Annotated in this window: 21 protein-coding genes and 1 riboswitch; of the genes, 18 read left to right on the top strand and 3 right to left on the bottom strand. The window is 41.0% G+C overall.

What is annotated here, in order from left to right; genetic code table 11:
* Positions 1 to 74: 74 nt before the first annotated feature.
* The 13 genes from LI074_RS14345 to LI074_RS14285 all read left to right on the top strand — a co-directional run bounded on the left by LI074_RS14345 (position 75) and on the right by LI074_RS14285 (position 15867).
* Positions 75 to 752: a hypothetical protein gene (locus LI074_RS14345; RefSeq protein ID WP_226839771.1), complete on the top strand. Its 678-nt coding sequence runs from the start codon at positions 75 to 77 to the stop codon at positions 750 to 752.
* Positions 749 to 2578 carry a DUF2194 domain-containing protein gene (locus tag LI074_RS14340; RefSeq protein ID WP_055199905.1) on the top strand — a complete coding sequence of 610 codons (1830 nt, stop codon included), beginning with the start codon at positions 749 to 751 and terminating at the stop codon, positions 2576 to 2578. Before LI074_RS14345 ends, LI074_RS14340 begins: the two co-directional genes overlap by 4 nt.
* Positions 2575 to 4026, top strand: coding sequence for a GT4 family glycosyltransferase PelF (gene pelF / locus LI074_RS14335; protein WP_330380916.1), 1452 nt, complete (start codon positions 2575 to 2577; stop codon positions 4024 to 4026). The genes LI074_RS14340 and pelF overlap by 4 nt, the downstream gene beginning before the upstream one ends.
* Complete coding sequence (gene pelG / locus LI074_RS14330) at positions 4007 to 5476, top strand: exopolysaccharide Pel transporter PelG (protein WP_055199891.1); 1470 nt, start codon at positions 4007 to 4009, stop codon at positions 5474 to 5476. The genes pelF and pelG overlap by 20 nt, the downstream gene beginning before the upstream one ends.
* A complete protein-coding gene (locus tag LI074_RS14325; protein ID WP_055199890.1) occupies positions 5436 to 7256 on the top strand; it encodes a CotH kinase family protein in 1821 nt (606 codons plus the stop codon). Before pelG ends, LI074_RS14325 begins: the two co-directional genes overlap by 41 nt.
* The gene (locus LI074_RS14320; protein WP_055199889.1) at positions 7243 to 7995 is read left to right on the top strand and encodes a polyphosphate polymerase domain-containing protein; all 753 of its coding nucleotides are present in this window, start codon (positions 7243 to 7245) and stop codon (positions 7993 to 7995) included. The genes LI074_RS14325 and LI074_RS14320 overlap by 14 nt, the downstream gene beginning before the upstream one ends.
* Positions 7992 to 8663, top strand: a complete 672-nt coding sequence (locus tag LI074_RS14315) for a DUF4956 domain-containing protein (RefSeq protein WP_008707171.1) — start codon at positions 7992 to 7994, stop codon at positions 8661 to 8663. The genes LI074_RS14320 and LI074_RS14315 overlap by 4 nt, the downstream gene beginning before the upstream one ends.
* Positions 8656 to 10020 (top strand): DUF4832 domain-containing protein, encoded by a 1365-nt coding sequence (locus tag LI074_RS14310; RefSeq protein ID WP_070102114.1) that lies wholly within the window; start codon positions 8656 to 8658, stop codon positions 10018 to 10020. Before LI074_RS14315 ends, LI074_RS14310 begins: the two co-directional genes overlap by 8 nt.
* Before the next feature lie 163 nt (positions 10021 to 10183).
* A riboswitch (cobalamin riboswitch) is annotated at positions 10184 to 10377 on the top strand.
* A gap of 197 nt (positions 10378 to 10574) precedes the next feature.
* Complete coding sequence (gene nikB / locus LI074_RS14305; RefSeq protein WP_055199886.1) at positions 10575 to 11513, top strand: nickel ABC transporter permease; 939 nt, start codon at positions 10575 to 10577, stop codon at positions 11511 to 11513.
* The gene (gene nikC / locus LI074_RS14300) at positions 11514 to 12338 is read left to right on the top strand and encodes a nickel transporter permease (protein ID WP_025580828.1); all 825 of its coding nucleotides are present in this window, start codon (positions 11514 to 11516) and stop codon (positions 12336 to 12338) included.
* Between the two features lie 96 nt (positions 12339 to 12434).
* Positions 12435 to 13991 (top strand): ABC transporter substrate-binding protein, encoded by a 1557-nt coding sequence (locus LI074_RS14295; protein ID WP_173698309.1) that lies wholly within the window; start codon positions 12435 to 12437, stop codon positions 13989 to 13991.
* Between the two features lie 126 nt (positions 13992 to 14117).
* A complete protein-coding gene (locus LI074_RS14290; protein ID WP_055199884.1) occupies positions 14118 to 14903 on the top strand; it encodes an ABC transporter ATP-binding protein in 786 nt (261 codons plus the stop codon).
* Positions 14896 to 15867: an ABC transporter ATP-binding protein gene (locus LI074_RS14285; protein WP_055199883.1), complete on the top strand. Its 972-nt coding sequence runs from the start codon at positions 14896 to 14898 to the stop codon at positions 15865 to 15867. The genes LI074_RS14290 and LI074_RS14285 overlap by 8 nt, the downstream gene beginning before the upstream one ends.
* Positions 15868 to 15929: 62 nt before the next feature.
* On the opposite strand, the gene LI074_RS14280 is transcribed toward LI074_RS14285, so the two are convergent.
* Positions 15930 to 16412: a DUF2284 domain-containing protein gene (locus tag LI074_RS14280; RefSeq protein WP_022380841.1), complete on the bottom strand. Its 483-nt coding sequence runs from the start codon at positions 16410 to 16412 to the stop codon at positions 15930 to 15932.
* Between the two features lie 354 nt (positions 16413 to 16766).
* On the opposite strand from LI074_RS14280, the gene LI074_RS14275 reads away from it, so the two are divergent.
* Both LI074_RS14275 and fucO read left to right on the top strand, forming a co-directional pair.
* Positions 16767 to 17339 (top strand): TetR/AcrR family transcriptional regulator, encoded by a 573-nt coding sequence (locus tag LI074_RS14275; RefSeq protein ID WP_173679468.1) that lies wholly within the window; start codon positions 16767 to 16769, stop codon positions 17337 to 17339.
* Positions 17340 to 17569: 230 nt separating this feature from the next.
* Complete coding sequence (gene fucO / locus LI074_RS14270) at positions 17570 to 18715, top strand: lactaldehyde reductase (RefSeq protein ID WP_055199902.1); 1146 nt, start codon at positions 17570 to 17572, stop codon at positions 18713 to 18715.
* Between the two features lie 30 nt (positions 18716 to 18745).
* Here fucO and LI074_RS14265 read toward each other — a convergent pair whose 3' ends face one another.
* Together LI074_RS14265 and LI074_RS14260 are read right to left on the bottom strand one after the other, a co-directional pair.
* The gene (locus LI074_RS14265) at positions 18746 to 19012 is read right to left on the bottom strand and encodes a Txe/YoeB family addiction module toxin (protein ID WP_055199882.1); all 267 of its coding nucleotides are present in this window, start codon (positions 19010 to 19012) and stop codon (positions 18746 to 18748) included.
* Complete coding sequence (locus tag LI074_RS14260; RefSeq protein WP_044956362.1) at positions 19005 to 19277, bottom strand: type II toxin-antitoxin system RelB/DinJ family antitoxin; 273 nt, start codon at positions 19275 to 19277, stop codon at positions 19005 to 19007. The genes LI074_RS14265 and LI074_RS14260 overlap by 8 nt, the downstream gene beginning before the upstream one ends.
* Before the next feature lie 361 nt (positions 19278 to 19638).
* Here LI074_RS14260 and LI074_RS14255 point away from each other — a divergent pair, with 361 nt between their 5' ends.
* The 3 genes from LI074_RS14255 to spoIIID all read left to right on the top strand — a co-directional run bounded on the left by LI074_RS14255 (position 19639) and on the right by spoIIID (position 22174).
* Positions 19639 to 20262, top strand: a complete 624-nt coding sequence (locus LI074_RS14255) for a GTP pyrophosphokinase (protein ID WP_055053319.1) — start codon at positions 19639 to 19641, stop codon at positions 20260 to 20262.
* Positions 20263 to 20424: 162 nt separating this feature from the next.
* Entirely contained in the window at positions 20425 to 21651 is a 1227-nt protein-coding gene (sstT, locus tag LI074_RS14250; RefSeq protein ID WP_118338954.1) for a serine/threonine transporter SstT, read from the top strand.
* Between the two features lie 271 nt (positions 21652 to 21922).
* The gene (gene spoIIID, locus LI074_RS14245; RefSeq protein WP_055152517.1) at positions 21923 to 22174 is read left to right on the top strand and encodes a sporulation transcriptional regulator SpoIIID; all 252 of its coding nucleotides are present in this window, start codon (positions 21923 to 21925) and stop codon (positions 22172 to 22174) included.
* Positions 22175 to 22543 lie beyond the last annotated feature (369 nt).

The following is a 22543-nucleotide window of genomic DNA, read 5'->3' as shown; positions in this document are numbered from 1 at the left end:
TGATCTGTGTATTGCTTCTGCATTTCCAGATATTTTTTCACCAGGATAAAAAGCGTGAAATCGGAATAGAAAAAATGAAGATCAATGAAGAAATTTACAGAAGCATTATAGCACCGAAAGAAGAAAGTGACAGAAATATTGTGCCACTGGAGGAAGTGCTTCTTATTGATGAGGCCGCTATGAGGCGTGATCTGATTATGAATGTATTGAATGATGATCCGGAGAATTACATCGATATGCTTAAACAGGCAAGGATGAATGACGATGTAGAGGTTGTGCATTATGCGATCACAGGAATGGTAGAGCTGTCTAAGGAATATGAAAGCAGACTGCAGAAGATAGAATACAGATATGCAAAAGAACCGGAAAATCAACAGCTTATTTCAGAGTACTGTGATTTTCTTCAGGAGTATTTATCTCAGGGACTTCTGGAAGGACAGATGGAACTGGTGCAAAGAAATCAATATATAAAACTTCTGAAGAAAAAACTGAAATTTAAAGAAGATCTTCATACATATGTATGTCTGACTGAGAATCAAATGCAGATGAAGGAGTATGAACAGGTTCTTAAAAGTCTGGAAAGAATGGATAAGAAGTGGCACAGAAATGAAGAATATTGGATACTCAGGATCAGATATTACGTGGAACTGAAACAGGGAAAAGAATTAAAGGAAACATTAGAGCAGATTCAGCAGGAACATATTTACCTGTCGGCGAAAGGAAAGGAGGCATTGGCTTTTTGGCAGGAATGATAAAATATTTACAGTCTTTTCGATTTAAGGGTCTGACTGTTATTCTGGGAGTTTTTCTGGCAATCAGTGTGGTGCTTTGGACAGAGCGTTCAGGAATTCAGTATCAGGCAGAGATCAAGAAGAATGCATATCTGGACAGGGATACGGTTGTAACTGAAACACAGGCAGTCAAAAATATTGAGAGCAGTTGTCTGGTGCTGATGGACAGCAGTCAGGCAGACAGTGTGGTGGCATGGGAAGAGTTTGAAAGAATTTTTATGGATATGAAAACAGGAGTAGATCTGGCAGATATCAGACAGAGTGAGATTCCTGATTTCTCAGGCTATGAAACAATAGTGGTGCTGATGTCGGATCTGAACCCATTGAAGGATGTAGTTATAAAGATTGGAAACTGGGTAGAAAAAGGAGGACGTGTTCTTTTTGCGTTAACACTTCAGAAGGATACATATGTTTCGCTCATTGAGCAGAAATTGGGAATTACAGACTCTGATTATGGAAATGTTCTGGTAGATAAAATCTATATTGATGATGATTTCATGATTGGAGGGGGAAGATCTTTCCAGATTCCGGATGCATATGATTCAGCATGGGAAGTAAGTGTTGGAGAAACGGCGAAGGTTTATGCATGGACAGATGATGAAAAGAAGGTTCCGCTTATCTGGGAAAACAGTTATGGAAAAGGTAAATTTGTAGTTGATAATTTTGGATTATGTGAAAAAGCCACAAGAGGATTTTTTGCGGCATCCTATAGTCTGCTGACAGATGTGATGGTTTACCCGGTGCTTAATGGATCTGTATTCTATCTGGATGATTTTCCATCTCCTGTGCCGAGTGGAGACGGAACATATATCAAACGTGATTATGGTCTCAGCATCAAAGAGTTTTATACAAATATCTGGTGGCCGGATATGCTGGAGCTGGCAGAGGAACACGGTGTGAAATATACAGGCGTTATTATTGACAATTATGAGGATGATGTGTCCGGAGATGTTGTGGAACAGGAAGATGTACAGAGATTTCAGTATTTTGGGAATATGCTGCTTCATCAGGGAGGAGAACTGGGATATCATGGATATAATCATCAGCCATTGAGCCTGTCAAATGTGGATTATGCAAATATCCTTCCATATAAAACATGGGAAAGCTATGATGCAATGAAAAAAGCCATGACAGAGCTGATACGGTTTGGAAAAGAGATGTTTCCGGGGACAGAATTGTCTGTTTATGTACCGCCGTCTAATGTGCTGTCAGATGAAGGGCGGGAAATGATCGTAAAAGAATTTCCGGAGATACGTACAATTGCAAGTAATTATTTTGTCGGAGATATGGCATATACACAGGAGTTTGAGGCTGCAGAAGATGGAATTGTGGAACAGCCCCGTATTATTTCAGGTGCTGTGATTGATGATTATATGGAACTTGCGGCTGTATCTGAACTGAATATGCATTTTGTCAATACACATTTTATGCATCCGGATGATCTGCTGGACGAAGACAGAGGTGCCAGACTGGGATGGGAGAAACTGAAAAAACGGCTGGATGAATATATGGACTGGCTGTATACTTCAGCTCCATGTCTGAGAAATCTTACTGCTTCCGAACTATCAGGCGCAATACAGCGGTATGGGGCACTGGTGATCGATAAGGATATATCAGATCAGGAACTTAATCTTAAATTAGATAATTTTTATGATGAAGCTTATATTATGATAAGAATGAATGAAGGGACTCCGGGTAATATAGAAGGTGGAGAACTGACGCATATTACCGGAAATCTCTATCTGCTTCGGGCAAAAGAGAAATCAGTGAAAATAGAAATAAGGTGAGAAAATTGAGAATCTGTCTGGTTTTAGAAGGCTGTTATCCGTATGTGCATGGTGGAGTTTCGACATGGATGCATCAGTATATCACTGTTATGAAAGAGCATGAGTTTGTACTGTGGGTGATAGGAGCACATGCATGTGACCGTGGAAAATTTGTCTATGAACTGCCGGATAATGTGGTGGAAGTCCATGAGGTATTTCTGGATGATGCATTAAAACTGAAGGAACATGGAAATCAAAAAGGACAGCTGCACAGAATCAATCGTTTTTCGGAAGAAGAAACAAAGAGTCTAAGAGAATTGATGGAATGCAGTCATCCTGACTGGGAAGTATTGTTTCATTTATATCACGACCGGAAAATGAATCCGATGTCATTTCTGAAAAGTGAGCAGTTTTTAAATATATTAACAGAGAGCTGTCTGGAAAAATATCCGTATATTGCATTTGCGGATGCGTTTCATACAATGCGTTCCATGCTGCTTCCGGTTTTATATCTTCTGGGTTCAGAGGTTCCTCTGGCAGATACCTATCATGCCATTTCAACAGGATATGGGGGACTTCTTGCCTGCCTTGGAGGATATGTTTACAGGAGACCGGTATTACTTACAGAGCATGGGATATACACAAGAGAAAGAGAGGAAGAGATCATCAGGGCAAAATGGGTAATCCCATCATTTAAAAAACAGTGGATTTCTTTCTTTTATATGTTATCAGAAGCAATTTATAAAAGGGCTTTTCGGGTAACCAGTTTATTTACGAATGCGATGCTTACGCAAATACAGATTGGCTGTGATGCAGAGAAATGCAGAGTAATTGAAAATGGTATTAATTATGACAGGTTGTCACAGATTCCTCTGAAAGAGGAAGATGGATGGGTAGACATAGGTGCGGTAGTCCGTCTCGCACCCATTAAAGATATAAAGACTATGATATATGCATTTTATGAACTCTCATCCAGAATGGAGAATGTGAGACTTCATATTCTGGGAGGGGTAGATGACGAGGAATATGCAGATGAGTGTTATGCACTGGTGAAACAGCTGGATATCAAAAATCTTGTTTTTACAGGAAGGGTAGATATTGTACAGTATATGAGAAAACTGGATTTTACGATCCTTACCAGTATATCAGAAGGACAGCCATTATCCGTGCTGGAGTCATTTGCAGCCAGACGCCCATGTGTAACCACTGATGTAGGATGTTGCCGGGAACTTCTGAATGGGAAAGAAGGAGATGATTTTGGATGTGCCGGTTATTGCGTTCCGCCTATGTACAGGGATGGACTTGCTGCCGCTATGGAAAAAATGTGTGAATCCAGGAGAAGACGGATCAGAATGGGAAAAAGCGGACAGGCAAGAACTAAGGCATATTACAGGCATGAGCGCATGATCAGTGAATACAGAAAACTTTACAGGGAGGTGGAGGAAGCATATGGCAGGGATTGGATTTGAACTCAAAAAACTGTTCAGCAGAAGAGGGCTGTTTGCTTCTTTCCGCGCCTATGGATATGCAGGGATTATCTGTACCGGTCCCATGTTGCTTGGTATCGTACTTCTGCTGGGGGTTATGTTTTTGTGTGACAGGACAGGCGCTCCGAAACAGAGCAGAGAATTACTGGTCTGCATGATCACATATACACTTCTTGCATCATTGACGGTAACCAGTTTCTTGTCAATGGTAGTAACAAGATTTATTGCAGATATGCTTTATGAAGAAAAAAATGAGGCAGTTCTGTCATCTTTCTGGGGTTCGACAGGCTTAATGCTCATTGCAGGAGGAATTTTATATGGGATTTTTCTGATATTTTCCGGAGTTGGGCTTATAGATAAGTTTTTATGTTTTGAGTTGTTTGGAGAACTGATCGTTACATGGAATGCGATGAGTTATCTTACTGCAATTAAAGATTACAGAGGAATTATGTTATCCTTTCTTGCTGCGATCGCTGTTACTTTTCTTTCGGGAGCTTTATTGTTGTTTCTGGGAATTTCCCATGTGGAAGCATTGATGGCTGCGGTATGCATTGGATATGGGATCATGCTTTTATGGGATGTTGTTTTACTGTATGAGTATTTTCCACAAAGTGATATCAGTGCATTCTTATTTTTAAGGTGGGCAGATGAGTTTCTGCCGCTGGCATTTACAGGACTCTGCATTAATATCGGGCTGTTTGCCCACCTTGTGATCATGTGGGCCGGACCGCTGGGGAAACAGGTAAAAGGGCTTTTTTATGGGGCACCGTCACATGACGTACCGGCATTGATCGCATTTCTGACAATTCTGATCACCACTGTAAATTTTGTGGTTTCTGTAGAAGTTAATTTTTATCCGAAATACAGGAATTATTACAGTTTATTCAATGATGGGGGAACCATTAAGGATATTATGCAGGCCGGTACAGAAATGCTGGATGTACTGAACAGAGAATTGAAGTATACCGCTTTGAAGCAGTTACTGACTACTGCGCTGGCGATTTCAATGGGTGAGAGTCTTTTGAAGTACCTTCCTTTGGGATTTAATGATCTGATGTATGGATATTTCCGGACACTTTGTGTTGGTTACGGCATTTATGCAGTTGCAAATACGATGCTTCTGCTTCTTTTATATTTTACAGATTACAGGGGAGCATTGGCTGCTTCTGTAATTTTTGCCGTGGGAACTTCTGTGTTTACTGTGATTTCTCTGTTTTGTCCGCAGGTATATTATGGCTTTGGGTTTCTTGCAGGATGTGTACTGTTTTATTTTATAGTTATGATCCGTCTGGAACGTTATACCAGACGTCTGCCATATTATATTCTCAGCATACAGCCGGTGGTAGCAGAAGACAAATCGGGGGTATTTACCAGAATCGGATGTTTTATGGATGAGAAACTGGAAAGGAGAACGAACGTTGACAGGAATTAAAAAAATAAATCTGATAAGTGCAGTATTAGTCAGTCTTTCTCTTTGTGGAGGCTGCACTCTGGAAAAAGCGGGAAACTCTTCGCAGGATCAGACAGTACAGGAAGATAACGAAACAGAACAGGTAAAGGCAGAAAAAGCAGAGAAAGAAGAAATCAATGAGATTCATTTAAGAGATAAGGATTCTTTGTATGAAAATGATGATGATACCAGTGTTGTTACCATGTATCTTACTGTATCTAAGGGAAATTCATCCGAAAATACATATCATACATGGAAGGAAATCAACAGCTATTCTGTTTATGACTACGAAGATATGGGAGTGGAGAGATATCAGGTGGCAGGACTTTTGCAGGTGGGAGATGAGAATGGACCGACACAAGGGGAAGTCGGATATGGAGAAAGCGTGCCTAATGCAACTGTTCAGATCAGAGGCCAGACATCCAGCCAGAATGCACAAAAAAATTATAAAATTGAGTTAAAAAAGAATAAAGGAACGTGGAGAGGCCAGAGAACCATTAACCTGAATAAACATATGACAGAAGGAATGCGCTTTCGAAATAAGCTGGCATATGATCTGATCAGGGGAATTCCTCAGATGGTTGGTTTACGTACACAGTTTGTGCATTTGTATGTAAAGGATAATACAGAAGAATCAGGTGTAAAATTTGAGGATTATGGAATTTATACACAGGTTGAACAACTGAATAAGACGGCATTAAAGAGTCATGGACTGGATTCAAACGGACAATTGTATAAGATTAATTCTTTTGAATTTTATCGCTACGAGGATATTATAAAAAAAGAAGATGATGCAGGATATGATAAGACAGCCTTTGAAAAAATGCTGGAAATAAAAGGGGATTCAGATCATACCAAATTGATTGATATGCTGACAGATCTGAATGATTATTCTATAGGGATTGAAGATGTACTGAAAGAACATTTTGATGAAGAAAATATTGTTTACTGGATGGCATTTCAGATTCTGATGGGAAACGTAGACACACAGAACAGAAATGTTTATTTATACAGTCCTCTGAATTCAGATATCTGGTACTTTATTGCCTGGGATAACGATGGCTGTCTGATGAGACCGGAATATGAATTAAGGAATTTTTCGGATCAGAACAGCTGGGAAAAGGGAATCAGCAATTACTGGGGAAATATTCTGTTTCAAAGGTGTCTGAAGTCACGGTCTTTCCGGGAAAAATTAAATGATGCCATTCTGGATCTGAGGGAATATCTGAACAAAGATATGCTCACATCAAAGATAGAGAGCTATAAGAATGTACTGAAGCCCTATTTATATTTGATGCCTGATGCAGAGTATGAACCGCTTACATCTGAACAATACGATCAGATTGCAGCATCACTTCCTGATGAGATAGAAAAGAACTATCAGTTATATCTGGAAAGTCTGGAAACACCAATGCCATTTTATATAGGTGTTCCGTCAATAGACGGTGATAAGCTGAAATTTAACTGGGATGTATCTTATGATCTGGACGCAGAGGACATTACGTATTCTGTGGAGGTTGCGCGAGATTATCTGTTTCAGGATGTGATCTATCAGAACACAACCCTGACTGTTCCGGAATCGGAGATGGAACTTCCGAATGCAGGACAGTATTTTGTGAGAGTAAGAGCAACAAATACATCTGGAAAAACGCAGGATGCATTTGATTATTATGTAACAGACGAAGGAAAGCATTATGGTATGAAGTGCTTTTACATAACAGAAGATAGTACGGTAGAGGAAGACAATTATGAAGAAGGCTGACAGGAAGAAAGAACATTTTCGTAATGAATGGAAATATCTTATCAGTACCAGTGAGAAAGAAGTCCTGAATCTTCGGATGAAGCCACTTATGAAACTGGATCCTCATGCAGAAAATGGAGGATATCTGATACGGAGCCTGTATTTTGATGATTACTGGAACAGTGCATATGAAGAAAAGGAAAGCGGCGTTCTTATGAGGAAGAAATACAGGATACGAATTTATAATTATAGTGCTGAAAGTATCAAGCTGGAGAGAAAAAAGAAGTTCGGCAGTTATATTTATAAAGAAGATGCTCCGCTGACAAAAGATGAGGTGCAAAAAATTCTTTCCGGCGAGTATGAATTTCTTCTGAAAAGTCCGTATAATCTTTGCAGGGAATTTTACACAGAATGTATGAGTAATATGATGCGGCCGAGAACAATCGTAGATTATGAGAGAGAACCATGGATCATGGATGAGGGAACAGTCAGGATCACATTTGATACAGATGTCAGAGCTGCTGTTGGAAGCTATGACATTTTCGACAGTACGCTTCCGGCTTTATCTGTACTGGAACCGGGAAAACTGATCATGGAAGTGAAATTTACGGAGCTGCTGCCTCAGATTCTGAGAAATCTTCTGCCGCCGCAGGCAGAAGAATTTACAGCAGTTTCCAAATATGTACTGTGTTATGAAAAAACGCGGTACATGAATGGATTTGAGTATTGGTATGATACACAGGGGAGGATGATAAGATGAGTGTACAGGATATGATAAAAAAATCTGTACTGGAATCAGGAATGTTCAGTCAGTATGATATACCTAAGATATTGGCTGCTCTGGCAGTGGCTTTGATTTTGGGAAGTGTGATTTATCTGGTTTATCAGAAATTTTATGTTGGAGTTATTTTCTCCAGAAGTTTTGCAGTTACACTTGTGGGAATGACAGTGCTTACCTGTATGGTAACACTTGCAATCAGCAGCAATATTGTGATTTCTCTTGGTATGGTTGGTGCATTGTCTATTGTACGTTTTCGTACAGCAATTAAAGATCCGATGGATCTTCTGTATCTGTTCTGGGCAATCACATCGGGGATTACAGCCGGTGCAGGTATGTATGCATTAACTCTGTTGACAGCTGTGATTATCATTCTGATGATCACCCTGTTTTATCACAAACAACAAAATGGAAGAATTTATATTGCAGTGATTCATTATCAGGGAACTCAGGCGGGAGATGAAATTATCCGCTGTTTTGGAAAAAGAAAATATTTCGTAAAATCAAAAACTATGCGCAATGAAAAAACAGAAATGGCAGTTGAAATATATTGCAGACAGAATGATATGGAGTTTATGGAAAAAATCCGGGATATCGGTGGAGTGGAAGATGTTACATTGATTCAGTATAATGGAGAATATCATGGCTAAAAGTCAGAAACGATATCTGGTTCTGTTGGGTTTTGGACTTTTAGTTATTATAGCAGCAGGAGTATGGATGGTATTTGGAAGAAAAACTCAGATATATGAAAAAACAGAAGAAATTTTTGGAAATCCATTAATGGGATATGCACCTTGTGCCTGGGAAGAAACAATAGGAGAGGATATATCTTTACTGTATATGGATATTACCTGGGCTGAACTGGAACCGGAGGAAGGAAAATATGACTGGGAGAAAATCGAAAGAGAAAATCAGACTGACAGATGGAGAGAAGAAGGGAAACACCTGGTACTGAGGTTTGTGTGTGATATTCCCGGGGAGGAAAAGCATATGGACATTCCACAATGGCTATATGACAAAACTGATCATGCGGGAACCTGGTATGATATGGAGTATGGAAAGGGATATGCTCCTGATTATAATAATGAACAGATGATACAATATCACAAAAGGGCAGTTAATGCACTTGGAGAGCATTTTGGCAGAGATGGACTGGTCAGTTATATCGAACTTGGAAGTCTGGGGCACTGGGGAGAATGGCATGTAAATATTTCCGCAGGAATACAGAGTCTGCCAGAAGAATCTGTAAGAGAACGTTATATGATTCCATGGACAGAGGCCTTCCCTGATTCCATGATACTGATGAGAAGACCTTTTAGTGAGGGAGAACATTATGGAACAGGTCTCTACAACGATATGACCGGACAGCCAGAGAGCACAGAGGAATGGTTTCGTTGGATTAATGAAGGCGGTGAGTTTGACCAGACTCATGAGAAAAAAGGGTTATCCGCAATGAAAGATTTCTGGAAAAAGTTTCCTTCCGGAGGTGAGTTTACAAGTTCAATTACAATGAAAGAGTTGCTTGACACAAATCTGGATCAGACAATAAATCTGATAAAGAAAGCACATACTACTTTTCTTGGACCGAAAGTAGCGGATAAAACTTATGAAAACGGTTATAGGAAAGTTTTAGGAAGCATGGGATATCGTTTGTGGATTTCGCAAGCAAGCCTTATTCAGATGCCGGGGTATGTCAGCCTGAATCTTAAATGGAAGAATGATGGAGTTGCAGCATTTTATGAAGACTGGCCTGTATGGGTTCTGGTAGAAGATGAGGATGGAAATAGTCTTGAAAAAGAAGCGGTTGACATTTCGTTAAAATCACTTCTGCCGGAAGAAACTTTACAGACAAAAACAAGAATGCAGGTAAAAAAGATGATCTCACTGGCCGGAAAGAAATATAAGATCAGTATAGGTATTGAAGATCCGATGACTGGGAAATTAGCTGTTCGACTTTCAATGAAGGGAACTTATAACGAAGGGAAAAATTATCTTTTTAGCAAATAATATTGAAGAATAAAAATGATTCGTTTATCTGTTACAGTAAAAGGAATAAAAAAATCGGATTGTATGTTTTTGAATACAATCTGATTTTTTTTGCTAATTACTGGACAAAGTAAAAAAAACTATTCTATAATATTATAGTAAAAATTAAATAACATTTATTGGTTTTGAACCAGTCGTTGTAAGTTCCGCAAGGATTAATAGAGAAACCGGTGTAAGTCCGGTACGATCCCGTCACTGTAAGAGGGAGCTTCGGAATGAAAAATGTCACTGGACCATGTGATTTTAAAGTTGGTCCGGGAAGGCGATTTCGAAGTGATGAACTTAAGTCAGGAGAACTGCTTGCAATTGGGATAGGAATGATTCTTACGGTAGATAGGAAGCATAATTTTTTCATGTCATTTTGTGTCCGTATGTATGATGTTTTCATATTGCGGGCTATTTTTTTGCCTGAAAATTAACCCCTATGGGGGGATTCCCCATGTTACTGAGTAAAAGTAATCAGAAACATTTCCGGTATTGGTTTAATTCACGAAAGATGTAGGAAGGAGATTATTTTGACGAAAAAACAAATCGGGAAAAGATTTCTGCAGATTCTGATCGTCCTGTTTGGTATCAGTTTTCTGACCTTTGGACTGACTTATCTGTCTCCTGGTGATCCGGCTGAGATCATGCTGACAGAGTGCGGTAATCTTCCCACACCAGAGCTTCTGGAACAGACAAGGCATGAGCTGGGACTTGACCAGCCCTTTCTTGTACAGTATGGAACCTGGCTGAAGGGTGTACTCACCGGAGATATGGGACAGTCCTATTCCTTTAAGATGCCGGTGGTACAGAAACTTGTATCCTGTTTCTGGCCAACCCTGAAGATGTCTCTGCTGGCACTGCTTATGATGATCGTGATTTCCATTCCGCTGGGAATCCTGGCAGCAGTGTATCAGAACAAATTCCCGGATTACTTTGTAAGAGGAATTACTTTTATCGGGGTATCCGTACCAAGCTTCTGGCTTGGCCTGATCTTACTGAGTATTTTCGGTGTACAGCTTCGCTGGGTGAATGTAGCAGGAGGAAGCACTGATTTCAAAGCGATGGTCCTGCCGGCACTTACGTTGGCTCTTGCCATGTCTGCAAAATATACCAGACAGGTAAGAAGTGCGGTTCTGGAGGAACTTCATCAGGATTATGTAACAGGTGCACGTATGAGAGGTATTAAGGAGCGTGTGATTTTATGGAGACATGTTCTTCCAAATGTAATGCTTCCGTTGGTAACTCTGCTTGGACTTTCCCTGGGAAGTCTTCTTGGCGGTACTGCAGTCGTTGAGATTATCTACAACTGGCCGGGTATGGGAAATATGGCAGTCAAAGCAATCTCCTGCCGTGATTATCCGTTGGTTCAGGGATATGTACTGTGGATCGCTATTCTGTATATGTGTATCAATCTGCTTGTGGATCTGTCCTATACTTATCTGGATCCAAGACTTAAGGAGGATAGATAATTGAAGTTAGCGAAAGTATTTAAAGAAAATAAGCAGTTTACCCTTTTTTCGATACTGGCGTTGGTCGTAGTCGGTGTGGCTGTGTTTGCCCCACAGATCGCACCCTACGACCCGCTGGATGCAGTGATGCTGGAATCACTTCAGGCTCCAAGTTCTGCACATCCCTTTGGGACAGATAAGCTGGGACGTGATCTGTTATCACGAGTTATTTTTGGAACCAGAACTTCTCTGATTATGACCTTATGTCTGGTGGCAGTTATCTTTGTGATCGGTACATTTCTTGGAGTGATCGCCGGATACTTCGGAGGAATCGTGGACGGTGTGATCATGCGTATCGCAGATATGATGATCTCTTTCCCCGGTCTGGTGCTTGCAATCGCAATCGCCGGTATGCTGGGACCAAACCTTGTGAATGCCGTTATCTCCATTGCAGCGGTAAGTTGGACCAAATATGCCCGTCTTGCACGAAGCATGGTACTGAGAGTAAAGAAGAACCTTTATATTGAAGCAGCAGTCGTAAACGGAACCAGGACATGGAAGATCCTGCTTGTACATGTTCTTCCGAACATGGTTACTCAGATGGTAGTAACTGCAGCAGCAGATATCGGAACCATGATGCTGGAACTGGCATCCTTATCCTTCCTTGGTTTTGGTGCTACAGCGCCGACACCGGAATGGGGACTGATGCTGAACGAGGGAAGAACTTACATGGCAAAAGCACCATGGCTGATGATCTACCCAGGTATCGCGATTGTAATCTGCGTAGTTATCTTCAACATGCTTGGTGACAGCATCCGTGACGTTCTTGACCCAAGACAGGAGTAAGAAAATATAAAATAAGAAAATAAAAACAAAGAGTTCTGCGGCTTCCGTACTGAACCGTGGACTTCACCACTTACCTAAATATTTCAGGAGGAATATATGAAGAATACATTATTTAAAAAAGTTTTAGCAGTAGCACTTGCATGTACAATGACATTTTCCATGGCAACCGTAACTCACGCAGCAGATGCAAAAGAGATCACAATCGGTGTAACAAGCTTTGCTGATACTCTGGAGCCTACAGAGCAGTACTTCAGCTGGGTTGTTTCCCGTTATGCTATCGGTGAGTGCCTTACCAAATTCGATGAAGAAGGTGAGATCGTTCCTTGTCTGGCAGAAAGCTGGGAGAACAGCGAAGACGGAAAAACATGGACATTCAAGATTCGTGAAGGCGTTAAATTCTCCAATGGTGATGATATGACACCGGAGATGGTAATGGCATCTATTCAGCGTACAGTTGACAAGAGTGACCGAGTACCGGAGTTCTTTGATCTGGACAGCATGGAAGTAGACGGACAGAACCTGATCTTCCACTTAAACAGAGCAAACGCAAACATGGCAGGAAGCCTTGCAGACCCATTATTCCTGATCGTAGATACAAACGTAGATGATTCTACATTTGCAATGGAAGGACCGATCTGTACAGGACCATATAAGGTAGAATCTTTCAGCCCTACAGATTCCTGTGTAGTTACAAAAAATGAGAATTACTGGGATGGAGAGGTGCCGCTGGATAAGGTTACACTGAAATGTGTAGATGATCAGACAACACGTTCCATGGCTCTTCAGACAGGCGAGATCGATATTGCTTATAACTTAAAGACAGAGAACCTTATTGAGTTTGAAGGAAATGACAATTATGAGATCCAGGAGCTTCAGTCCCTGCGTTCCACATATGCATTCATGAACCAGAGTGAAGGCCGTGCACTCTGCGATAAAGCGCTTCGTCAGGCACTTCTGCGCGGACTTGACAAACAGACATACTGTGACGTTCTTCTTGAGGGTGGAGCTACAGCAGGTAAAGCGCCGGTACCTCCCACACTTGACTTCGGATTTGATGATCTGAACGATGAGAACAGCTATGATCCGGAAGGTGCGAAAGCAATCCTTGAGGAAGCAGGATACAAAGATACAGACGGTGACGGATTCGTGGAAACACCGGACGGAGATCCTCTGACACTTGATTTCGTTATCTATACAAGCCGTGCAGAGCTTGGTGTTTACGCACAGGCAGCACAGGCCAGCCTGAAAGAGATTGGTATCAATGTAAACCTGAATACAGTAAGCTATGAAACACTTCTCGACATGAGAGATTCCGGTCAGTATGACCTTCTTATCTGGAACGTACTTGTAGCTAATACAGGAGATCCGGAGAACTATTTAAGAGAGAACTGGTACAGCAAATCTGCAAACAACACAGCAGGATACAACAATCCGGAAGTAGATGAACTTCTTGATGAGCTTGCAGGAACATTTGACGAAGAAGAAAGAAAAGACCTGATCATCAAGATCCAGCAGGATATCATGGATGATGCAGCAACTGTATTCTTCGGATATGAGACAACTTATCTGTTCTCCAACAAGAGAGTCACAGGCGTGAAGATGTATCCGATGGATTACTACTGGCTGACAAAAGACATCACACTTGCTGAGTAATTATATTCAGAGATATTAATTTCTGAATGAGACTGCACGGATTATGTCTGTTCATCGGGATATCAGAAAAGATGGACACAGATATAATCCAAAAAACACAGCAACAAGTAAGAAGGAGCGTTATTTATGCTTGAAATAAAGGATCTCTCAGTCCGGTATGGAAAGCAGGCACCTACTATCGAGCATTTCAACCTGAACATGAAGAAGGGCGAGATCATCAGTGTTGTAGGTGAGAGTGGAAGTGGAAAAACCACTGTTATCAGAGCTGTCCTCGGCGCACTTGCCGGGGGCGGTAAGGTAACACAGGGAGATATCCTCTTTAACGGAAAATCCCTGCTGACCAATACCAAGGATGAATGGAGACAGTTAAGAGGAACACGTATATCCATGATCTTCCAGGACTGCGGCGGAACCCTGAATCCGATCCGTAAGATTGGAAGCCAGTTCGTGGAATACATCTGTACTCATTCAAAAGTGTCAAAAGATGAAGCGTGGAAAAAAGGAGTAAGCATGCTGGAGAAAATGCGTCTCCCGGAAGCAGAGAATATTATGAACAGTTATCCTCATCAGCTTTCCGGTGGTATGCGTCAGCGTGTGGGTATTGCCATGGCAATGACCTTTAATCCTGAACTGCTTCTGGCAGACGAACCAACCAGTGCACTGGATGTGACCACACAGGCGCAGATCGTCCGTCAGATGATGGAACTGCGTGACGATTTCCACACAGGCATCATCATCGTAACCCATAACATTGGTGTAGCTGCTTACATGGCAGACCAGCTGATCGTTATGCAGAACGGCAAAGTGGTGGATCAGGGAACAAGGGATGAGGTCATGAATCATCCGACCAGTGATTATACAAAGAAGCTTCTGGCAGCAGTACCGGAAATGGAGGGACGCCGTTTTGTTTAAGGAATCAGATATCGTACTCAGTGCAAAGCACATTGTAAAACAGTTTCCGGCCTCTCATGGACGGACACTGACAGCCTGCAATGACATTAACCTGAATGTCTATAAGGGCAAGACATTAGGAATTGTAGGAGAGAGCGGATGTGGTAAATCCACATTCGTAAGGATGGTTATTTCCCTTGACAAGCCTACCAGCGGTGAGATTCTGTATCATGGCAAAAACCTTGCTGACCTTTCCAAAAAGGAAACATGGTTAAACCGCCAGAATATGCAGATGGTTTTCCAGGATCCGCTGGCATCCTTTGATCCGAAGATGAAGATTGTGGATATCCTTACAGAGCCGCTGATCAACTTCGGAAAATTAAAGAAAAGCGAGAAAGAAGCCAAAGCAAGAGAACTGCTGGAAATGGTAGAGCTGCCGGGAGATTTCGTAGATCGTTATCCTCACAACATGAGTGGCGGACAGAGACAGAGAATCAGTATTGCAAGAGCGCTTTCACTGGAACCGGAGATCCTGGTTTGCGATGAGGCGACTTCTGCGCTGGATGTTTCTGTGCAGGAGTCTGTGATCGAGCTTCTGGTACGCCTTCAGAAAGAAAAAAATATCAGCATGCTTTTCATCTGCCATGACCTGGCGCTGATCCGCTCTTTTGCCCATCAGATTGCTGTCATGTATCTGGGAAATATCGTAGAGGTTATTCCCGGTGAAGATGTTACAGAGCATGCAGTGCATCCGTATACACAGGCACTCCTGGGTGCGCAATTTTCTATCCACATGGATCCCAGCCAGAAGATCCAAAGTATCGAGAGTGAAGCACCAAGTCCTCTGGATGTACCCAAGGGTTGTCCTTTCCAGAACCGCTGTGAGCATTGCACAGACAGATGTAAGGCAGAGATGCCGAAGCTGAAAGAGATTGCTCCCGGACATGCAGTGGCATGCTTTTATGTGGAAGAACAAAAGATATAAAAATGAAAAAGAGGCTGTCACATCAGGAATTTTCCGGTGCGACAGTCTCTTTTGCGTAATGCTCAGTCTTTATGAAACAGGATTTGTGTAAAGAATCTCACATCTGAATCATCTGCCCAGCAGACCATACCTACTGCATCAGCCATTTTCTGTGCATCTACACTGTAGGCGGACATACAGGAACAATTCTTATACGGTCCTGCGCTCATGATCAGGATATCTTCTTTTCCTGCTTCCTGCATCTGTCTGGCAAGCTGTTCCGTAAGAATATTCTGTGCATGTTTCGCCTGCTTGAAAAGAGCCGGATCCATAATTGGATCTTTCAGAACAGTCTGGAGAACCAGTGCCTTTTCATATTTCAATGCTTTTGCCTGCATTTCTTCTACAGTACCGCAGGCAGGCGGACATGCAGGAACCAGGTTGTAATTTCCACAGAGATTGTCCTCGCAGAACTGTCTGTATTCCGGCACAAATACCAGATCCTTTGTATCCATGATCGCCGCATCTGCGAAACCCATGGAAAGTGCTTCTTTTATTAAATCCATAAGAATGTCTCCCTTCTTAAAGCGGATTATTTACTTTTTATCTTTTACGATTATAACATTTTGAAGTAAATAAAAACAGAAAAATCAAAATAAAATATATTACTGTTCACTCCGTTCACAGTAACGTAGCCAAAATTCATTCCAGATTGCCTGCGGCAATGGAATTTTGGCTTGTATGTCTCGGGATTTTGGCATATTCATGCCAAAACACCTCGCGGAATAGTGGTGTGTGAACAATAACTAAAATATGCTCCTTAAAATACGAATTTCAGGAAGAAACTATCTGGAAATACAAGGAAGAAATTGATATAATGAACACACGAAGTTTTATCTGTGAGAGGAATTTGTATGGATATGATAAATGAAGCAGGTAAGGGTGAGAAAACGAAATACCGTCTTGCGCGGTCAATGAAGGAATGTATGAAAACGATGTCTGTAGATAACATCACAGTAAAACAGATTACAGAGAATTGTGGTGTTACGAGGCAGACTTTCTATCGGAATTTTATGGACAAATTTGACCTGATCAACTGGTATTTTGATAAGCTTCTGGCGAAATCCTTTGAGCATATGGGAATGGGGAAAACTGTTTATGATGCTCTGGTAAAGAAGTTTACCTATATTCAGGAAGAGCATGTTTTCTTTGCAGCAGCATTTAAATATGACAGTCAGAACAGTCTGCGCCAGCATGATTTTGAACTGATTCTGGACTTCTATGAGAATCTGATCCGTGAGAAAACAGGAAGAATCCCGGATGAGACTATACATTGTATTCTGGAAATGTACTGCCAGAGTTCTATTTATATGACTGTAAAATGGGTACTGGGAGAGTTGGAATGTGCACCGGAGGGACTGGCGAAAATTTTAGTTGACGGGATGCCGGGAAAACTCTCGGAATTGTTTGAAAAGCTGGAAATATTGTCATAAATATAACAATATTAGTGCATAATTTTGCACCTGGTTTTTCGGCATTATTGCACAAATATTGTGAGAAAGTCACATTTGAGCCAAAGTGTAACTTTCTTTTTTTACTTCATATTGTTAATATAATAACAAAGATAAGCGATGCGGAAGCTTACCTATAGCAATCCTCGTAAATAATGCATTTAAGAGGATTGCTATAATACTGCAGAATACTGAAAGGAATGGAAATCATTATGGCAAACAGAATTAACTTAAATCAGACCTCTTATCACGGGGCAGGAGCAATCGAGGAAATCGCAAACGAAGCAAAAGCACATGGCTTTAAAAAAGCTTTCGTATGCTCTGATCCTGATCTTGTAAAATTCCATGTAACAAGTAAAGTTACAGATATTCTTGAGAAAAACGGACTTGCATATGAACTGTATTCAGACATCAAACCGAACCCGACAATCGAGAACGTACAGCACGGTGTTCAGGCATTTAAGGATTCTGAAGCGGATTATCTGATCGCAATCGGCGGTGGTTCTTCCATGGACACTTCCAAAGCAATCGGTATTATTATTGCAAACCCTGAATTTGAAGATGTAAGGAGTCTGGAAGGTACAGCTCCGACCAGGAAACCTTGTGTACCGATCATTGCAGTTCCGACAACAGCAGGTACAGCAGCAGAGGTAACTATCAATTACGTTATCACAGATGTAGAAAGAAAACGTAAATTTGTATGCGTTGACCCACATGACATGCCGATCATCGCAGTTATTGATCCTGAAATGATGTCCTCCATGCCAAAGGGACTGACAGCTTCCACAGGTATGGATGCCCTCACTCATGCAATCGAAGGATATACAACAAAAGCTGCGTGGGAAATGACAGATATGTTCCATTTAAAAGCAATCGAGCTGATCTCCAAATCTCTCCGCGGTGCTGTTGAAAACACAAAAGAAGGTCGTGAAGGAATGGCTCTTGGACAGTATATCGCTGGTATGGGATTCTCTAACGTAGGTCTTGGAATCGCTCATTCCATGGCTCATACACTTGGTGCTGTTTATGACACACCACACGGTGTTGCCTGCGCAATGATGCTTCCGATCGTTATGGAATACAATCAGGAATGCACAGGTGAGAAATATCGTGAGATCGCCAGAGCAATGGGTGTCAAAGGCGTAGATGAAATGTCTCAGGATGAATACAGAAAAGCAGCAATCGAAGCTGTTAAGAAACTCTCTGTTGATGTAGGAATCCCGACTAAACTGGAAGCAATCAAAGAAGAAGATCTCCAGTTCCTGGCAGAATCCGCACATGCAGACGCATGCGCACCGGGAAACCCGAAAGATGCAAGCGTAGAAGATCTGAAAGACCTGTTCCGTAAGATTATGTAAATAAAAAAGCCCCCTGCGGGGGGGACTTTTTTATTTATCGCTGTAATGGCCTTTGCATTGGATTACAATAATTGTTTCATCTGATATTTCATAAACCAAACGGTCTTTGAAGTTGATTCGCCTACTCCATTTTCCATTTAAATCACCACGAAGTTTTTCTGGTTCACCTTTTCCTGAGAAAGGTGTCCGTTGTATTTCTTTCAATAATTCATTGATCTTCTTTAGTGTTTTCTTGTCTTGAAGTTGCCAGTAAAGATAATCTTCCCAAGCATCTTCTGAAAATGAAATATTACTCACACGCTATTGCCTCCAGATCTTCCATTGTTTTTGTTATTATTTTACCTTCCTTTACTTGTTGAGCAGATTTGCGAAGCTGTGCCATATTCTGTTCAGAATAAAATGGATCTGCCGGAGCTTCAATGTCAAATGGTATTCTACGATCTCTTAGTGCCTTTTTTGTATAGATCATGTAGAAAGTAGAAATATTCATTCCCATTGCTTCGCACATTTCATCAAGCTCTTTTTTCATTTGATCATCCATACGTAAACTAATGGTTGTCATGATATCACTCCTTTTTGTCTTTTAATATATTTTACTGCAAATAGAATATATTTGCAATCATATAGTATAAAATATATTCAAAATGAAAATATATATTCGCACATAGAGTAAATGGCAATAGGTAAAATGAAATCAGTTTATTGGAGAGCATGTAACTGATAGAGAATTTTGTTTATAAAATGATTAGAATTGGAACACTGATTAAACACATTTCTTTTGTATGATGGAGACGTAATGGGGAAAAAATGGTTATTTTGCAGTACAAATGTGGAAAAAAAGATAAGTTCTGCGAAGAAGTACAGAATAAGAAATATGAAAGGCAGAAGAATAACTGCAGAGGTTTTTACAGGAGAAATAAGTTATGACAGATGAAGAATATTATGAATTTATACAACCATATGAAGATGCTAAACAGATGCTTCTCACACGTCTTGATGTGTTGAATCACAACCTGTACGGTGACGCATCTGCAAGACCGATCCACAACATCCAATGCAGGATCAAGAAGAAACAGAGCATTGAAGAGAAACTGCAGCGAAAGGGAAAAGAACCTACTGTGATGAATGCGAAGGATTATCTTCAGGATATTGCAGGTGTCAGGGTGATCTGCTATTTTGTAGATGATATCTATAATCTGACAGAGCTTCTGAAAAGCCAGAGTGATCTGATCGTGATCAGGGAACGTGATTATATCGGAAATCCGAAACCAAACGGATACCGAAGCTATCATGTGATCGTAGGTGTGCCGGTGTACTGTCTGGATGGAATGGAATATTTTCCTGTGGAGATACAGTTTAGAACAATGTCCATGGATTTCTGGGCAAGCATGGAACACAGGATCTCTTATAAAAAAGAACGAACAGATAAAGAACAGCTCAGAGATGAATTACGAGAATATGCAAATATGCTGGTAGAGATTGAGAGCCGTTTTGAGCAATATAATGAGACGGATCATCAACAGGAGAAAAGAACAGTAGTTGTATAGTAGCGCTTTATGAAAATACAGTTTGTATTACCTACGAAATCCTTGTAAAAGGATATGAATTTTTGCTGACCGGGTAGAGAAATCCTTGCACTTTTTTAAAAATTCCTTTATAATGTACCGGATTAGTGTTTTAACAAACTAAAGGGAAAGAGGATTAAAGAAATGAAAAAAGTTTGGGACAAATGGACCAGGATTGCTCTTGTAAAGAGAATCCTGGTTGGCCTGATTCTGGGTGCGATTCTGGGAATTGCTGTACCGCAGGCAACAGGAATCGCAATTCTGGGTGATGTCTTTGTAAGTGCATTAAAGGCAATCGCACCTTTGCTGGTATTCTTCCTGGTTATCAGTTCCCTGTGTAATGCAGGAAAATCTCATGGAGGAGTTATTAAGACAGTTATCATTCTCTATATGTTCAGTACAGTTCTGGCAGCAGTGATTGCAGTATTTGCGAGTATGGCATTTCCTGTAAAGATGACACTTGCAAATGCAGCAACAGATACAAGTGCACCACAGGGTATCGTTGAGGTATTAAATAACCTGCTTCTGAACGTAGTTGCCAACCCGGTATCTTCACTGGTAAATGCAAACTATGTAGGGATCCTGATGTGGGCTGTTCTTCTTGGGCTTGCTTTTCGTGCAGCTGATAAGATGACAAAGAAGGTTCTGGCTGATGTTGCAGATGGTATTTCCATGGTAGTAACCTGGATCATTAATCTTGCACCTTTTGGAATTTTTGGTCTGGTATTTAACACAGTATCTACAAACGGTCTGGATATTTTTACGACTTATGGAAAACTGTTGCTTCTTCTTGTAGGATGTATGCTGTTTATCTATTTTGTGACCAATCCGCTTCTGGTTTACTGGTGCATCCGTCAGAATCCATATCCGCTGATTTTCCAATGCCTGAAGAGAAGTGCGCTGACGGCTTTCTTTACAAGAAGTTCCGCAGCTAATATTCCGGTAAACATGAAAGTCTGTGAAGAGATGGGACTGGACAGAGATACTTATTCTGTAACCATTCCGCTTGGTGCAACTATTAATATGGATGGTGCGGCTATCACTATTACGGTTATGACAATGGCAACTGCATTTACTCTTGGTATTCATGTAGATATTCCGACAGCAATTATCCTGAGTCTTCTTGCAGCTCTGTCAGCATGTGGCGCTTCCGGTGTAGCCGGCGGATCACTTCTTCTGATCCCGATGGCATGCTCCCTGTTCGGAATCTCAGATGACATTTCCATGCAGGTTGTTGCAGTAGGATTTATCATCGGCGTAGTTCAGGATTCTGTAGAAACAGCTCTGAACTCTTCTTCAGACCTTCTGTTATCTGCTTCTGCAGAATTCAGACAGTGGAGACTGGAGGGGAAAGAGATTAAATTTAAATAAGATTGCAATGAGCGAAACGGTCGTCCGGTATGGATGGCCGTTCTTTTATGTCATAGGAAATTACTCTGTAATGTTCCTATAACATAAAAAAGCCCTTCGGGCAGGATCGCACTGCGACGGAGAGGAATTATGTCGCTGAAGCGACCCGCCGCAGGCGGAGAATCCTGCAAGCAGGATTCTTTCATATAAGGCACAACTATAAAAATGATTGCTACATATTCGGGAATTTCTATGCATACACTGTAAAAACAGCGTCTTCGGAGGCTTATCCGTGAAAGATTATATCGAGGAGCGGGCAGTGGAAATTGCGAATTATATTATTGAGACAAAGGCAACGGTGCGTCAGGCGGCGAAGAAATTCGGAATCAGTAAGAGCACTGTACATAAGGACTGCACTGACCGTCTCAGCCAGCTCAATCCGGGACTGGCATGTGAAGTGAGACAGGTTCTGGATGTGAACAAGCAGGAGCGGCATATCAGAGGCGGGCTCGCTACCAGAGAAAAATATTTACATCAGCATTAGAGCGTGTTTAAAAAATCATTCCCACAAATTGTGACGTATATTTTGTGAAAAGCCTTTTTCAAACATGCTCTAAGAGCGTAAAAGAAGCTGCTGTCGGATATGACAGTAGCTTTTTTTAGGTATTTTTACTGCTGATTTTTGTTTTACATAGTATATAATGAAAAGCATATTGTTTGGGTTTGTAAAAAATTATTTGCTCCAGATTTCAAGCGTTTTTAACAATTTTTCTTTGATGAGTTAGACACGCAAATTTTTTATAAAAACAGAACAAATGTTTGCAAGAAGCGATTAGATATGTTAGAATATAGTTAGAGACTTAAATGTATTTTTAACTTCCAGTTGGCAAGAGTAAATTCCAGTCTCATAGAA

This window comes from Blautia sp. MSK18_10, from assembly GCF_020553185.1.
GTDB lineage: Bacteria > Bacillota > Clostridia > Lachnospirales > Lachnospiraceae > Blautia_A > Blautia_A wexlerae.
Note: the sequence above shows the minus strand (reverse complement) of the source record. Positions and strands in the feature narration are given on the sequence as shown.